Origin of the sequence: Psychroserpens mesophilus, from assembly GCF_000826645.1 — a bacterium.
Taxonomy (GTDB): Bacteria; Bacteroidota; Bacteroidia; order Flavobacteriales; family Flavobacteriaceae; genus Psychroserpens; species Psychroserpens mesophilus.
In genome coordinates this window covers 154,704-169,622 of sequence record NZ_JXJP01000001.1, presented here as the reverse complement: position 1 = coordinate 169,622, position 14,919 = coordinate 154,704, and the positions used below count along the sequence as shown (strand labels likewise).

The window sequence follows — 14,919 nt, the reverse complement described above, 5'->3', positions numbered from 1 at the left end:
TGCTCGAAGTAACATAACTACTATTAAGTTAATCTATCGCTTTTACAACTTGTTTAGGCGCTTCTTTTCGAGTGCCATCGAATCCATCAACACCTGCAACCGTTGTATATTTTAACACATAACGTTTTCCAGGATTAATAATTTGATAAGCCGCTTGACACATTAGTGTGGCCTCATGAAAACCACAGAGAATAAGTTTCAATTTTCCAGGGTAAGTATTCACATCTCCAATGGCAAAAATACCAGGAATATTTGTTTGGTAATCTAAAGCATTATTTACTTTTATCGCATTCTTTTCAATTTCTAATCCCCAATCTGCAATAGGTCCTAATTTTGGTGATAATCCAAAAAGTGGTACAAAATGATCACAAGCTTTTTTGAAAGTATTTGCACCATGTTTAACAACAATGGATTCTATTTTACCTTGTCCATCGACACCAACAACTTCAGCAGGAGTAATCAATTCAATTTTACCTGCGTTCTTTAATTCTTGTACTTTTTCTACGGAGTCTAAATGGCCTCTAAACTCATTTCGTCTGTGAATTAAAGTCACCTCACTTGCAACATCACTTAAAAAAATACTCCAATCTAAAGCAGAATCGCCTCCTCCAGCAATAATTACTTTCTTTCCCCTATAAAATTCAGGATCTTTAATAATATATTCAATGCCTTTATCTTCGTAATCTGCAATGTTATCTATAATTGGTTTGCGAGGTTCAAAACTACCTAATCCACCAGCTATTGCCACGACAGGCGCTTGATGTTTTGTACCTTTATTTGTGGTCACAATAAACGACCCATCGTCTTGCTTATCAATAGTTTCAGCACGTTCACCAAGGGTAAAACCAGGTTCAAATTGCTTGCATTGCTCTAATAATTTATCAGTTAGATCACCAGCTAGAATTTCAGGATAGGCTGGAATATCATAAATGGGCTTCTTAGGGTAAATTTCTGAACATTGGCCTCCTGGTTGTGGAAGCGCGTCAATTAAATGACATTTCAATTTTAGTAAACCTGCTTCAAAAACGGTAAACAAGCCCGTTGGTCCAGCTCCAATAATAAGAATATCTGTTTTAATCATGAATCTAAATTTCGGAAAGTAAAATTAATTGAAAACCAAGACATATTATGTGACAAAAGTCACATTTAGGCTTCAATGTTAATTACGTGTTCTATTTGAGGTGCATATTTTTTAATCGTCATTTCCACACCAGATTTGAGTGTCATTTGGTTGACACTGCAACCCACACAAGCACCTTGTAATTGCACTTTTACAAGCTTATCATTTTCTATAGACAACAAGGAAATATCACCTCCATCACTTTGTAAAAAAGGACGAATTTCATCTAATGCTTTTTCGACGTTCAGTCTTAATTCTTCTGTACTCATGTATTATTTCTTTACTGCTGAACATCCAGCCATAGTTGTTATTTTAATTGCTTCCGTTGGAGGCAAATCATCGTTTCGACGCACCACTTCTTCAACAACATTTTGTGTTAACTTTTCGAATGCTTTCTCTAAAGTTGTTGCTGTTTGTAAAGCTGCTGGGCGACCAACATCTCCTGCTTCTCTTATACTTTGAACCAATGGCAGTTCTCCTAAAAATGGAACTTTTAAGTCTTCAGCGAGATTTTTTGCACCTTCTTTTCCGAAGATATAATATTTATTTTCAGGAAGCTCATCTGGTGTAAAGTAAGCCATATTTTCGATAATTCCTAAAACAGGAACGTTGATACTATCTTGCTGAAACATAGCAACTCCTTTTTTAGCATCTGCCAAGGCTACATTTTGAGGTGTACTTACCACAACAGCACCAGTAATTGGAAGTGACTGCATAATACTTAAATGGATATCACCTGTTCCTGGAGGTAAATCAATTAACAAAAAATCGAGTTCACCCCAAGCCGCATCAAAAATCATTTGATTTAATGCTTTTGCTGCCATCGGACCTCTCCAAACAACCGCTTGATCTGGTTTTGTAAAAAAGCCAATAGATAATAATTTTATACCATAGTTTTCGACTGGTCGCATTTTAGATTTTCCATCAACATTAACTGCAATTGGTCGTTCTAATTCTACATCAAACATGATTGGCATTGATGGTCCGTAAATATCGGCATCTAAAACACCAACTTTAAAACCCATTTTTGCTAAAGTCACTGCCAGATTTGCCGTAACTGTTGATTTACCGACACCACCTTTTCCTGAGGCGACTGCAATGATATTTTGAATGCCTGGAATATGTTTTCCTTTAATCACATTAGGAGCCGACTTGGTAGGTGCATTCACTTTTACATTGACTGTTATTTTAGCCTTTTCATATACGATATCATGAATGGTTTTCATGATGTCAACTTCAGTTTTCTTTTTGGCTTGTAAACTTGGGTTTGTAATGGTAATATCGACAATAACCTCATCGGCAAAGGTGACGACATTTGTTACTGCTCCACTCTCTACCATATTTTGTCCTTCACCAGGCGCAGAAATCGTTTCGAGCGCTTTAAGTATATCTTGCTTATTTAATTTCATAGCGTTTTTCGTTGTTTAGAATGTATCTTATTCAGACTTATTCTAAATGCAAAGATACAGTGAATTGTTTAGATTTTGAAACCCTTTTAATTGAAATGAGTAATAGTAATAGTGAATTACATTATACTGGTTTTAAAAAAAAACGTAACTTTAATAACTTGAAAATCAACCTTTATGAAATTACTTTACGCTTTACTTCTTGTCTTAACAGTTTCATTTACTTCGAATGCTCAAATTATTGATATTCCTGATGCCAATTTTAAGAATGCTTTAATTTCAATTGGCGTTGATACTAATTCGGATGGGGAAATTTCAATTGCTGAAGCAGAAGCAACCACATATATGGCTGTTAATGGGTTATCAATTGCATCATTAGAAGGAATTGAATACTTTGTGAATTTGGAATATCTAATCTGTGAAAACAACTTATTAACTGAATTGAATCTGGTAAATAATCCTTCAATAGATGTGCTTTATTGTAATGACAATCAATTGACATCCCTAGATGTAAGCACTTCAACTTATATTTCTGAGTTCGATTGCAGCAATAATCCTAATTTAACTTCAATAGCATTAGGTCAAGGCTTCGATTCCCTGTCTATTAATTATACTGGTCTCACTGAAATCGATTTAAATGGAGTTTCTGCGCATTATATCAATATTAGGAATAATGCCAATCTAACATATGTACAGTTAGGATATTTAGATTATTATAATTTTCACTCATATACTGTTGCCGATAACCCAGTTCTTGAAATTATTTCATTCAAAAATGGTGTGACTCAGTTAAGTGGTTTCGATTATGATTCTGGAAGCTATAACATATGTAATAATCCCAGTCTAATTTATGTTTGTGCAGATGAATCTGAAATACATGGTTATACCTACATTAATGAAGCTATGGAAGAGGTTAATGTTGAAGGCATTCAAGATCTTGTGAACAATTGTGGCTATACAAATGTTGTTGTTAACTCTTACTGTTCGTTCACTCCAGGAGATGAATATTATACAATTGAAGGCAATACGATTCTAGACCTAGATAATAATAGCTGTGATGTCAACGATCCTATGTTTCCTCATTTAAATCTTACAATTACTGGTGGCCCGAACTCTGGAAATATTATTTCTAATGCATCAGGATATTATATTATACCTGTTTCATCTGTTTATGGTTCACATACCGTAATACCTCAACTTGAAAACCCGGATTATTTTACAGTTTCACCATCTAGCATTTCAGTAGATTTCCCGTCGGATGCGAGTCCGTTTATTCAAGATTTTTGCATCAGTCCAAATGGCACTTTCAATGATTTAGAAATCACAATAATTCCTTTAGAAGCTGCGCGTCCTGGTTTTGATACCGATTACAAAATTGTTTATAAAAATAAAGGGACAACCACGTTATCTGGAGGTGTCAATTTTGGATTTCAAGACGAGGTTATGGAATTTATATCTTCTACACCTGCAAACGAATCTGGGCTCACTGATTTATTAACTTATAGTTTTGCAGATTTAACTCCTTTTGAAAGTCGAGAAATTAATTTGACAATGAACTTGAATGCGCCCACAGATGTTAACCCTTTGAATGGAGATGATGTATTGTCATTTATTACAAGTATTAATGCTTCTGAAACCGATGAAACTCCAGATGACAATAGCTTTGAATTACATCAAACCGTTGTGAATTCCTTTGATCCGAATGACAAAACTTGTCTTGAAGGTGCCTTTATCACACCTGAAATGGTTGGTGATTTTGTACATTATATGATTCGCTTTGAAAATACAGGAACTGCCAATGCCATAAATATTGTTGTGAAAGATCATATTGACAGAACAAAGTATGATTTATCTTCATTAGTTGCTCTAAATGCAAGCCACGATTTTGTGGCAAGAATTAAAGATGATGCATCAGATTATTTTGTAGAATTCATTTTTGAAAACATCAACTTGCCTTTTGATGATGCCAATAATGATGGTTATGTTGTTTTCAAAATTAGAACACTTGACACTTTGGTCTTAAGTGATACGTTTGAAAATGAAGCTGAAATATATTTCGATTTCAACTTTCCAATCATCACTAATCTTGAGCAAACTACTGTAGCTACTTTAAGCACTGAAGACTTTGAATTGGCTAATTCTAGCATCCTACTATATCCTAACCCAAATAATGGGATTATTTATTTAAAGTCTGAACAAGCCATTGAGCAAATTTCTATTTATGATATTTCTGGTCGTAATATTCAAGACATTGCTGTCATTGGTAATAAAAATGAGATGATGATTTCTACTGAAGACTTTTCAGCAGGAACTTATTTTGTGAATATAAAAACAACACAAAGTGAAACTGTCAGAAAAATTATCAAGGATTAAATCCTTTATAATGATGAGATTCTGCAACAAGTTCAGAAGGACAACACTTATTGTAGCTCTATTGAAGGATCCCAAAACACAGAAGCAAAATCCTGAATTTGGTTTTCAATAACGACGACACCTTCATTTTCTAACAATTGCTGCATGAGATTCGTACCTTCAAAATGATGTTTCCCAGTTAGCAGACCTTTTCTATTGACCACACGATGCGCAGGAATATCTTTTCCGTGAGAACCATTCATGGCATAACCAACCATTCTGGCACTTCGCTTGGCACCAAGATAATTTGCAATGGCTCCATAACTCGTAACTTTTCCGAAGGGAATTTGCCTAACAACATCATACACCTTGTCAAAGAAGTTTAGTGTTTCAGGCTTCATTTTATAAATCCATTACAATGTTGATAAATGTCACTACTGCAACTATAGCTGTAATGAAGCCAATACTTTTATTCATGTTTTTTTGAGAAGTGAGCTTTTTACTTTTAATTTTATCAAAAAAGAAAATGTACACATAGAGCATTACAAAGGTTCCTGTTGCTGCACCTGAACAATAGGTCAAAATACTCATAGGATCAAAGGCAAACCAACCAAATCCTGCAATTGATATGGTCATATAAGCTTGATAAGGAATTGGAAATACATTAATAGCTGACAAAAATATACCTTGAAAAAAACGGCTTTGTTTGCTTTTAGCATGTGTTTCAATTTCTGGCTTAGGTGATGACTTTGCAATGAATAAAAAATAAATGGCTATAAGCACAAAGATCACTAAGGCAACTTGTCTCAAGATTTCAACAGTATGAGGATGATTACTGAGGTAACGCGCAAACATTGCTGCAATGTAGGTTTGTAAAAAAACGATAAAACAGACACCAATTGAAAATATAATACCTCTGCTATACCCTTCTTTTAAGCTAATCTTTGCTGCAGTCATATTTAATAGTCCAGGAGGAATAACTCCAATGAGAGCTATGATTAAACCCAGAAAAAAAATGACTGTAATGCTCAAAATCTATTTTATTTTAAACCTAATATACGTAATTGGTTTGTTATGTTGTAAATATTGCGATTCGTAAAAGGTTTGAATGCTTGTCACTTCTTCTGGACTGCCCTCTTGTTTATACACATCGTGGTTGGCATAAAGCACTTCATGACCTTCGCCATGTAAAAGACCTAAAGTATAACCATGCATGAATTCACTATCCGTTTTTAAGTTTACAATACCTTCAGGTTTTAAGATGGTTTTATAACGTTTTAAAAATTGCGAATTGGTCATTCTGTGTTTGGTTCGCTTATATTTTATTTGAGGATCTGGAAATGTAATCCAAATTTCATCAACTTCATTTTTAGCAAAGGCAAAATCAACCAATTCTATTTGCGTTCTTAAAAATCCAACATTAGGAATACCTTTTTCAATTGCTGTTTTTGCACCTCTCCAAAATCGGGCACCTTTAATATCGATACCAATGAAATTCTTTTCAGGGTATTTTTTTGCTAATGCTACTGAATACTCGCCTTTACCACATCCTAGTTCTAATACCAAAGGATTTGTGTTTTTGAAAAAGCTAGATTTCCAATGACCTTTATATTTAAAGTTATCTGTAACCAATTCATCACGTGATGGCTGAATAACATTCGAAAAGGTTTCATTTTCTTTAAAACGTCTTAATTTATTCTTACTTCCCACAATTAATTTAATATTTTGGCAAAATTAAGGAAACATATTAGTATTATCTTTGTTTTTATGAGCCATATTAAAAAATAGAATAGCACTGAATCCTGAAATTATTTCAGCACATGCAAAACCAACCAAAAAAACGAATATTAGTCGCACCCTTAAATTGGGGCTTAGGTCATGCAACCAGATGCATACCTTTAATTCATGTCTTGGTTACTCATAATTTCGAACCTGTATTAGCAAGTGATGGAGCAGCTTTAAAACTCTTACAAAAGGAATTTCCAGATTTCAAAACCGTTGAATTACCTTCCTACAACATAACGTACGCCAAAAAGGGACAATTTTTCAAATTAAAAATGCTTCAGAATTCACCAAAGCTAGTCAGAGCGATAAAAGCTGAAAAAAAAGCAACCAAAGAAATTGTTGAGAAGCATGATATTGACGGTATTATTTCAGATAATAGATTGGGTGTATACAGCAAACATATTCCATCTGTTTTTGTAACACATCAACTCAAAGTTTTGAGTGGAAACACTACTTGGTTGAGCACTAAAATGCATCAAAAAATAATAAAACGCTTTGATGAATGTTGGGTACCAGATAATATTGGCGAAGATAATTTAAGTGGTGCACTTGGCCATACATCTGTTGTTGGAATTCCTGTTAAATATATTGGACCGTTGAGTCGATTCAAAAAAATAAATTGTCCTTTAAAATACGACCTATTGGTTTTACTCTCTGGACCAGAACCTCAACGAACATACTTAGAGGATTTACTTTTAAAAGAACTAAAGCGCTTTAAAGGACAACTTTTATTTGTTAAAGGTATTGTTGATAGTGAATCAAAAGCATCTGTAATTGGAACAATGACAAGTTATAATTTCATGACTACAGATACGCTTGAAAAAGCTGTAAATGAAAGTCGTATTGTTTTATGTAGATCTGGATATACAACGGTAATGGATTTAGCAAAACTTGAAAAGAAAGCCTTTTTCATTCCAACGCCTGGTCAATTTGAACAGGAATATATTGCGAACCGACTCACAAAGCTTGGACAAGTACCAAGTTGTAAACAAGCTGACTTTAAAGTAGGAATGCTCGATGATGTGGAGCATTTTAGTGGCTTAAAACCAACAGACTATGTGAATAATTACAAAAAATTATTCAGCCTTTTCAAGAGTAAATGAGAACTCACTTCCGACACCTAATTCGCTTTCAACATAAATTCTTTCGTCGTGTGCTTCTATAATATGCTTTACAATAGACAATCCCAAACCTGAACCTCCTTCTTTACGTGATCCACTTTTATCTACTCGAAAAAATCGTTCAAAAAGTCGGGTTAAATTTTCTTTTGAAATACCTTCACCGTTATCAGTAACCCGAACAATTACTTTATTTTTAATAAGATTTTCAATACTCACCTCTGTGGTTCCTTTTTCTCTTCCATATTTTATAGAGTTTACAATGAGATTAGTAAGGACTTGCTGGATACGTTCTTTATCTGCAGAAACCATTATTGGCGCGTTATAATCAATATCAAAAGTTAAAGTGATTTTCTTTTTGGCAGCTTTCATTTCTAATAAATCAAAAACACTTTCTACCAATTCAACAATATCAAATGTCTTAATATTTAGTCTCAGATCACCAACCTCTAACTTGGTAATCATGTCTAAATCTTTAACAATATAAATGAGTCGCTCAAGACCTTTACTGGCTCTGTTTAAATATTTTTCACTCACTCTTTTATCGTCAATAGCACCATCAAGTAAGGTTAACAAATAACCTTGAACCGTAAATAATGGTGTTTTAAGTTCATGGGAAACATTTCCTAAAAACTCCTTACGGTATTCTTCTCTGACTTTTAACGTTTCAATTTCTAGTTTTTTATCGCGAGCAAATTTGTCAATTTCCTGGGTAAGTGTTGCCATGTCTGTTGTGATAGGCTGCTTTCGTAATGTAGTAGATTCTAAAAGCGTCAAATCATCATAAATTTTCTTAACACGTCTATAGATAAATCGTTCAACTCTATACTGAATTACAATGAAGGAAATAAGATAGGTAAATGTTGCAAATGCTAATAAATAAATGACATCAACAGAATGTAAAACATACAAAAAAACACTCGATAAGAGCGTTAAAAAAATAGTAATGTACAAGGATGTTTTAAAAGCAAACTTATACGTTTTTTTAATTTTGTTTTGCATCAATCTACAAACTTATAACCAACACCTTTAACGGTTTTAAAGCTTTTATCTCCTATTTTCTCTCGAAGTTTTCTAATATGAACATCAATTGTTCGTCCGCCAACAACAACTTCATTTCCCCAAACCTTATCCAGGATTTCTTCACGCTTAAATACCTTTCCAGGCTTTGTTGCTAACAAAGATAACAATTCGAATTCTTTTCGTGGTAAAATGATTTCGTTGCCTTTTAAAGATATTTTATATTCTTCCCTGTTAATGACTAAATTTCCAACTTTGAGAATGCTATCTGAGACATCTTCATCTTTAAGTCGTCTTAGTAAAGCTTTAACTTTGCTAACTAAAACTTTCGGCTTTATTGGCTTTGTGATGTAATCATCTGCACCAGCATCAAAGCCAGCCATTTGAGAATAATCTTCACCTCTAGCGGTTAAAAATGTAATAATGGTATCGCTCAAATCTGGATTTTTCCTAATCTGTTCACAAGCTTCAATCCCGTCCATTTCTGGCATCATGACGTCTAAAATAATTAAATGGGGTTTTTCCTTTTTAGCAACGGTAACAGCTTCAACTCCATTTTCAGCAGTAATAACTTGATAGCCTTCGGCAGATAAATTATAACCAACAATCTCTAAAATATCTGGTTCATCATCAACCAATAAAATTTTAATATCTCTTTTTTTCATAATTAAACGAGTCCTTTAATGTCAAAGGTTTATTGTTAATTAGATTTTAAAAATCTAATGTAAAGATAGGATTAATAACAAAACCTTATAGACTACATTTCATTAATAACATTAAGTTAACCTTAACATGAAACTTTGTAAACATATTTAAAGATTTCTTCAGTTTAACATTTTTTTGGTATAGAATTTGGTAATTTATAAATAATTTCAGTACTATAATTTTGTTTATGATGAAAAACTACTTCTTTCTTTGTTTAGTATTTTGTTTGATAAGTTTACCACTTTTGGGCAATGCACAATTGATGGATTCTAACAAAACATTGTCTGGTGAAATTGAAGAATTATCCATATTTCCAAATCCGACAACATCAGATAAACTCTTTATTACTTCCAAACATAATTTACCTAAAACCATTGAGATATACGATGTTTTAGGCAACAAGGTAATTTCTACTTCAGTATTAGGTAAATCCATTAATATCTCTAAATTAGCTCCAGGTCTATACATTCTAAAAATTAAAGAGAATGAATTATCTGCAACTAGAAAATTGGTAGTGAGGTAATTAGAAAGCTATATTATCATATTGTAAAATAGCACTTTATCACTTTATTAATTAGTGAAAATCCTTAATTCTTGTTATATTTGTTCCGCAATTTTTATTATCAATCTAATTATATAAATTATGAAAAAACTTTACTTTTTAATGGTAGCCATATTGGTTACTAGTTTGTCTTTTGGACAAGACCTGATAATTACAGGCACATACGATGGGCCTCTGACTGGAGGAACTCCTAAAGGTGTTGAGCTTTATGTTGTAAATAACATACCAGATTTAAGTGTTTATGGAATTGGTAGTGCTAATAATGGTCAAGGAACAGATGGAGAAGAATTCACGCTACCTGCTGAGTCAGCTACAGCTGGTGATTTTATTTATATATCAACAGAGGAGCCTAATTTCACTGCTTTTTTTGGTTTTGCTCCTAACTACACTGACGGATCAATGGCTATTAATGGTGATGATGCTGTTGAATTATTTCAAAACGGTAACGTCATTGATACATTTGGTGATATCAACGTAGATGGTAATGGTACACCATGGGAATATCTTGATGGATGGGCTTACAGAGTGGATGGAACTGGACCTGATGGAATGACTTTTCAACTGGCTAGCTGGACATTCAGTGGTGCTGATGCAACCGATGGCTGTACTACTAACGCCTCTTGTGGTTCTGTTTTTCCAATAGGAACATACTCACCAACAATGAATACAGATCCAACAATTAATATCACTTCTCCTAACAACGGACAAGCACTTGATTCAGGAACTGCATCTGTTGATGTAGAGTGGACAGTAGCAAATGCGCCTGGAGCAACTGTAAATATCTCAGTTACGACTAATGGTGGTGCACCTGTAACAACTAACGGAGTTACAAGTCCGTTTACAATTTCTCCTACTGCTGATGGTGATACGTTTTCGGTATCAGTTGAATTGGTAAATGGAGGTGTTTTAGATACAGATATGGTTGACTTTAGTATCTCTTTTCCTTGTGACTTGCAAGTAGGAACCATTACTGCTACATGTGATGCAATTACTCCTGGAACTGACACTTATAATGTAACTTTAGAATATACTGGTGGTGCAACTACTAACTATACAATCGACACAGGTGGTGTTGGAACAGTTGGAGGTGATAATCCTACAACTGTTGCAGATGGAACAATTACCATTACAGGTATTACTGAAGGAACAGACTTCACTGTATCATTTGATGGAAACCCAGTTAATAGTAGCTGTAGTTTCACAAGAAACATAAACAGTCCTGATTGCGACCCTTCTTTAGCTCTTCCTTTATATGAAGGATTTAACTACACAGCAGGTACTCAACTTATCGATGCTTCAAACTGGTCAAATATATCAGATAGTACAGATGAAGTATTAATTGGTGGTCCTGGTGGATTAACTTATACAAACCTAGCTGGTTCAAACCAAACTGGAAACCATATTACTTTTGATGGAGGTGGAAGTGATCCAGCAATTGAATTTACAGCAGTTACTAGTGGTACTTTATATGCTTCTTTTTTAATTAATGTAACAGATAACAGCTTGGCTACATCTGCAGGTTATTTTGCTTTATTAGGAAGTTTTGATGCAAGATTATGGTATGTTCCTGTACTTCCTCCATCTGCGCAAGGTGGTGCTGGTCAATATCAAATTGGGATCTCTAATGGAAATACAATTCCTTCTGGTGGATCTCTTGATCCAACAATACTTACAACTGGATCTACTGTTTTAGTTGTCATGAGTTATGATACCACTTCTGGAGTTATGAACGCTTGGGTTAATCCAAGTGATGCTACATTTGGTGGAAGTGCTCCTGCTGCTAATGCTACTGATACAGATGGATCTCCACAAACTAGTTTAAATCAATTTGCGATTAGACAAGATTCAACTGGAGAAACGCCATTTGTATTATTTGATGAATTGCGTATTGGTACTTCATGGGCTGAAGTAACACCAACGACTTTATCTGTAAATGAGTTTACAGCTGATTCTTTTAAAGTATATCCTAACCCAACATCATTAGGTTATGTAAATATTGCAAGTGCTAACAGCGCAGCGATTTCAGTAACTGTTTTCGATGTATTAGGAAAACAAATACTTAATGAAACATTAAATAACAACCGTTTAAATGTATCAACTCTTAATTCAGGAGTTTACATCATGAAGGTGACTCAAAATAATGCTTCAGTTACTAAAAAATTAATCATTAAGTAATCACTTAATCTTTATAAGCTATTTAAAAGCGTTGTCTGTTGGCAACGCTTTTTCTTTTTACCTACTTTTGTTGTGATGATAAACACTCAGGATATTTTTTCAATTTCTTCAGAAGACGACTTCAATGCAATGGCATTGGAAATTTTTAAATTTCAATTTGAGACTAATTCTGTGTACCGCTCTTTTTGTGATTTATTATACAAACATCCAAGTGATATTAAGCGAATAGAAGATATTCCGTTTTTACCCATTCAGTTTTTTAAAAGTCATCAGGTACTGAGTTCTAACGATCCTATTGAAGCGATCTTTTCAAGTAGTGGCACTACAGGAAGTATTACCAGTAAACATTATGTAACCGATTTAAACGTTTATAAAGAAAGTTTCAGAAAAGGATTTCAGCAATTCTACGGAAATATTGAAGATTATGTTATTCTAGCCTTATTACCAAGCTACTTAGAGCGTCAAGGCTCATCTTTGATTTATATGGTAAATGATATGATTCAACAATCTAAACATCCTGAAAGCGGCTTTTATTTAGATAACGTTTCAGAATTAAAAGAACAGCTTATAAGTTTAGATTCACAAGGCAAAAAAGTACTGCTCATTGGTGTTTCATTTGCATTATTAGATTTGGTAGAACAGTATCAATTTCAGCTTAATAATACCATTATTATGGAAACTGGTGGCATGAAAGGTCGAAGAAAAGAACTCGTTAGAGCCGAATTACATGCCATCTTAAAACAAGGTTTTGGTGTTTTACACATTCATAGCGAATATGGCATGACCGAATTGCTGAGTCAAGCCTATTCTAAAGGTCATGGTAATTTTGAATGCTCAAACTGGATGCGAGTTCTCACTCGTGATCCTGAAGATGCACTCACGCTTCAATCTCATGAAAAAACTGGAGGTATTAATGTAATAGACCTAGCCAATATTAATTCATGTTCGTTTATTGCGACTCAAGATTTGGGTCGTATAGCTTTAGATGGTTCTTTTGAAATTATTGGTCGTTTTGACTCCAGTGATATCAGAGGTTGTAATTTAATGGTACTTTAACATTCTTTTATAAATCATCAACGAAAGGTTCTCATATTAAACACGACTTAATTATTGAAGCTATGATTTTTGGAATAGTTAAAGAGTTCTATGAAAAAGGAAGATTAGCTTCAAAATAGTTGGTTGGTTAATGTGAAACGCCTCATCAAATGATGAGGCGTTTTTCTATAATAAACTAAGTTTGCGATTACGTCACCCTGAATTTATTTCAGGGTCCCATCATGAGGGTTTCTAATTGCGTAATATGATTCTGAAACAAGTTTAGAATGACGATACATTTATATTTCGACCACAACGACTATTAAACTAAGATACTTTAATAATGTAAGTGTTTTTCTTTCCTTTATTGAGAATAATATACTTATCATTAATCAGATCGTCTTCAGATAACTGGTAATCTTCAGCAACCTTTTCTTTATTTACAGCGACAGCATTTTCTTTTAAGGCGCGACGAGCTTCGCTATTAGATGCCAAGAAATTTGTTTGAGCAGCCAATGCTCCAATCATATCTAATTCTGATAACTCAGCTTTAGAAATTTCAGCTTGAGGCACGCCTTCAAACACATCTAAAAAGGTATTTTCATCTAAGGTTTTAATATCAGCTTTGAAACTTTTACTAAACAAAATATTGGATGCTTTTTCTGCATTCTCAAAATCAGATTTAGAATGTACCATGGTTGTGATCTCTTCAGCTAAACGCTTTTGAAGTCCACGTTGATGAGGCGCTTCTTGATGGTCTGTAATAATTTGTTTGATTTCATTTTCAGTTAAAAAGGTGAAGATTTTAATATATTTTTCAGCATCTTCATCACTTGAATTCAACCAGTACTGGTAAAACTTATAGGGTGATGTTCTGTTTGCATCCAGCCAAACATTTCCACCTTCAGATTTTCCAAATTTTGAACCATCGCTTTTCGTAATTAACGGACATGTAATCGCAAAGCCTTTGCCTTGAGCAATTCGACGAATCAATTCAGTTCCTGTTGTAATATTTCCCCATTGATCACTTCCTCCCATTTGAATGGTACAATCACTGGTTTTATATAAATGCAAAAAATCATAGCCTTGAACCAATTGGTAGGTGAATTCTGTAAAGGACATACCATCGGTAGATTCAGATGAAATTCTATTTTTCACCGAATCTTTAGCCATCATATAATTGACCGTAATATGTTTCCCGACATCACGAATAAATTCTAAAAATGAAAATTCTTTCATCCAATCGTAGTTATTTACCAAAACAGCCGAGTTTGGCACATCACTTTCAAAATCTAAAAAATGAGCCAATTGTTTTTTTATAGCTTCCTGATTATGACGCAACGTTTTTTCATCCAGCAAATTACGCTCGCTCGATTTTCCTGAAGGATCACCTATCATTCCTGTTGCACCTCCAACCAAAGCAAAAGGTTTATGTCCACAACGCTGATAATGGGCTAATAACATAATTGGAACCAGATTCCCAATATGCAAAGAGTCTGCAGTAGGATCAAATCCGACATATGCAGAACGCATTGCTTCCATTAAATGCGCTTCAGCACCAGGCATCGTATCATGAATCATACCTCTCCATTGTAACTCCTCAACAAAATTCTTTAACATAACAAGTGTTTTACTAATATT

14 protein-coding genes are annotated in these 14,919 nt (G+C 33.9%); 5 read left to right on the top strand and 9 right to left on the bottom strand.

The window, feature by feature from the left end; all coding sequences use genetic code 11:
* Positions 1-28 precede the first annotated feature (28 nt).
* The 3 genes from TD18_RS00735 to TD18_RS00725 all read right to left on the bottom strand — a co-directional run bounded on the left by TD18_RS00735 (position 29) and on the right by TD18_RS00725 (position 2,529).
* Positions 29-1,081 carry an NAD(P)/FAD-dependent oxidoreductase gene (locus TD18_RS00735; protein ID WP_040247166.1) on the bottom strand — a complete coding sequence of 351 codons (1,053 nt, stop codon included), beginning with the start codon at positions 1,079-1,081 and terminating at the stop codon, positions 29-31.
* 65 nt (positions 1,082-1,146) lie between these two features.
* Positions 1,147-1,389 (bottom strand): NifU family protein, encoded by a 243-nt coding sequence (locus TD18_RS00730; protein ID WP_040247164.1) that lies wholly within the window; start codon positions 1,387-1,389, stop codon positions 1,147-1,149.
* Between the two features lie 3 nt (positions 1,390-1,392).
* On the bottom strand, positions 1,393-2,529 hold the full coding sequence (locus TD18_RS00725) for an Mrp/NBP35 family ATP-binding protein (RefSeq protein ID WP_040247162.1): 1,137 nt from the start codon (positions 2,527-2,529) through the stop codon (positions 1,393-1,395).
* Between the two features lie 174 nt (positions 2,530-2,703).
* On the opposite strand from TD18_RS00725, the gene TD18_RS00720 reads away from it, so the two are divergent.
* The gene (locus TD18_RS00720; protein ID WP_040247160.1) at positions 2,704-4,899 is read left to right on the top strand and encodes a T9SS type A sorting domain-containing protein; all 2,196 of its coding nucleotides are present in this window, start codon (positions 2,704-2,706) and stop codon (positions 4,897-4,899) included.
* 47 nt (positions 4,900-4,946) lie between these two features.
* Here TD18_RS00720 and TD18_RS00715 read toward each other — a convergent pair whose 3' ends face one another.
* Genes TD18_RS00715 through trmB form a run of 3 tightly spaced genes read right to left on the bottom strand, consistent with a single transcriptional unit; the run spans position 4,947 to position 6,588 of the window.
* Positions 4,947-5,279: an MGMT family protein gene (locus tag TD18_RS00715; protein WP_040247157.1), complete on the bottom strand. Its 333-nt coding sequence runs from the start codon at positions 5,277-5,279 to the stop codon at positions 4,947-4,949.
* Position 5,280: 1 nt separating this feature from the next.
* Positions 5,281-5,910, bottom strand: coding sequence for a LysE family transporter (locus tag TD18_RS00710; protein WP_040247154.1), 630 nt, complete (start codon positions 5,908-5,910; stop codon positions 5,281-5,283).
* A 3-nt stretch (positions 5,911-5,913) separates the two neighbouring features.
* A complete protein-coding gene (gene trmB, locus TD18_RS00705) occupies positions 5,914-6,588 on the bottom strand; it encodes a tRNA (guanosine(46)-N7)-methyltransferase TrmB (RefSeq protein ID WP_040247152.1) in 675 nt (224 codons plus the stop codon).
* Positions 6,589-6,698: 110 nt separating this feature from the next.
* Between trmB and TD18_RS00700 the strand changes: the two genes are divergently transcribed.
* On the top strand, positions 6,699-7,766 hold the full coding sequence (locus tag TD18_RS00700) for a glycosyltransferase (RefSeq protein ID WP_040247149.1): 1,068 nt from the start codon (positions 6,699-6,701) through the stop codon (positions 7,764-7,766).
* Here the strand turns inward: TD18_RS00700 and TD18_RS00695 are convergent.
* Together TD18_RS00695 and TD18_RS00690 are read right to left on the bottom strand one after the other, a co-directional pair.
* Positions 7,740-8,783 (bottom strand): sensor histidine kinase, encoded by a 1,044-nt coding sequence (locus tag TD18_RS00695; RefSeq protein WP_040247147.1) that lies wholly within the window; start codon positions 8,781-8,783, stop codon positions 7,740-7,742. The two genes, TD18_RS00700 and TD18_RS00695, sit on opposite strands and share 27 nt — an antisense overlap.
* Positions 8,783-9,466 (bottom strand): response regulator transcription factor, encoded by a 684-nt coding sequence (locus TD18_RS00690; RefSeq protein WP_040247145.1) that lies wholly within the window; start codon positions 9,464-9,466, stop codon positions 8,783-8,785. Before TD18_RS00690 ends, TD18_RS00695 begins: the two co-directional genes overlap by 1 nt.
* A gap of 227 nt (positions 9,467-9,693) precedes the next feature.
* Between TD18_RS00690 and TD18_RS16915 the strand changes: the two genes are divergently transcribed.
* From TD18_RS16915 to TD18_RS00675, 3 genes are all read left to right on the top strand, one after another.
* Positions 9,694-10,029, top strand: coding sequence for a T9SS type A sorting domain-containing protein (locus TD18_RS16915; RefSeq protein ID WP_241480621.1), 336 nt, complete (start codon positions 9,694-9,696; stop codon positions 10,027-10,029).
* A gap of 120 nt (positions 10,030-10,149) precedes the next feature.
* A complete protein-coding gene (locus tag TD18_RS00680) occupies positions 10,150-12,243 on the top strand; it encodes a T9SS type A sorting domain-containing protein (RefSeq protein ID WP_040247140.1) in 2,094 nt (697 codons plus the stop codon).
* Between the two features lie 75 nt (positions 12,244-12,318).
* Complete coding sequence (locus tag TD18_RS00675; protein WP_040247138.1) at positions 12,319-13,299, top strand: LuxE/PaaK family acyltransferase; 981 nt, start codon at positions 12,319-12,321, stop codon at positions 13,297-13,299.
* Between the two features lie 306 nt (positions 13,300-13,605).
* On the opposite strand, the gene tyrS is transcribed toward TD18_RS00675, so the two are convergent.
* Positions 13,606-14,898 carry a tyrosine--tRNA ligase gene (gene tyrS, locus TD18_RS00670; protein ID WP_040247135.1) on the bottom strand — a complete coding sequence of 431 codons (1,293 nt, stop codon included), beginning with the start codon at positions 14,896-14,898 and terminating at the stop codon, positions 13,606-13,608.
* Positions 14,899-14,919 lie beyond the last annotated feature (21 nt).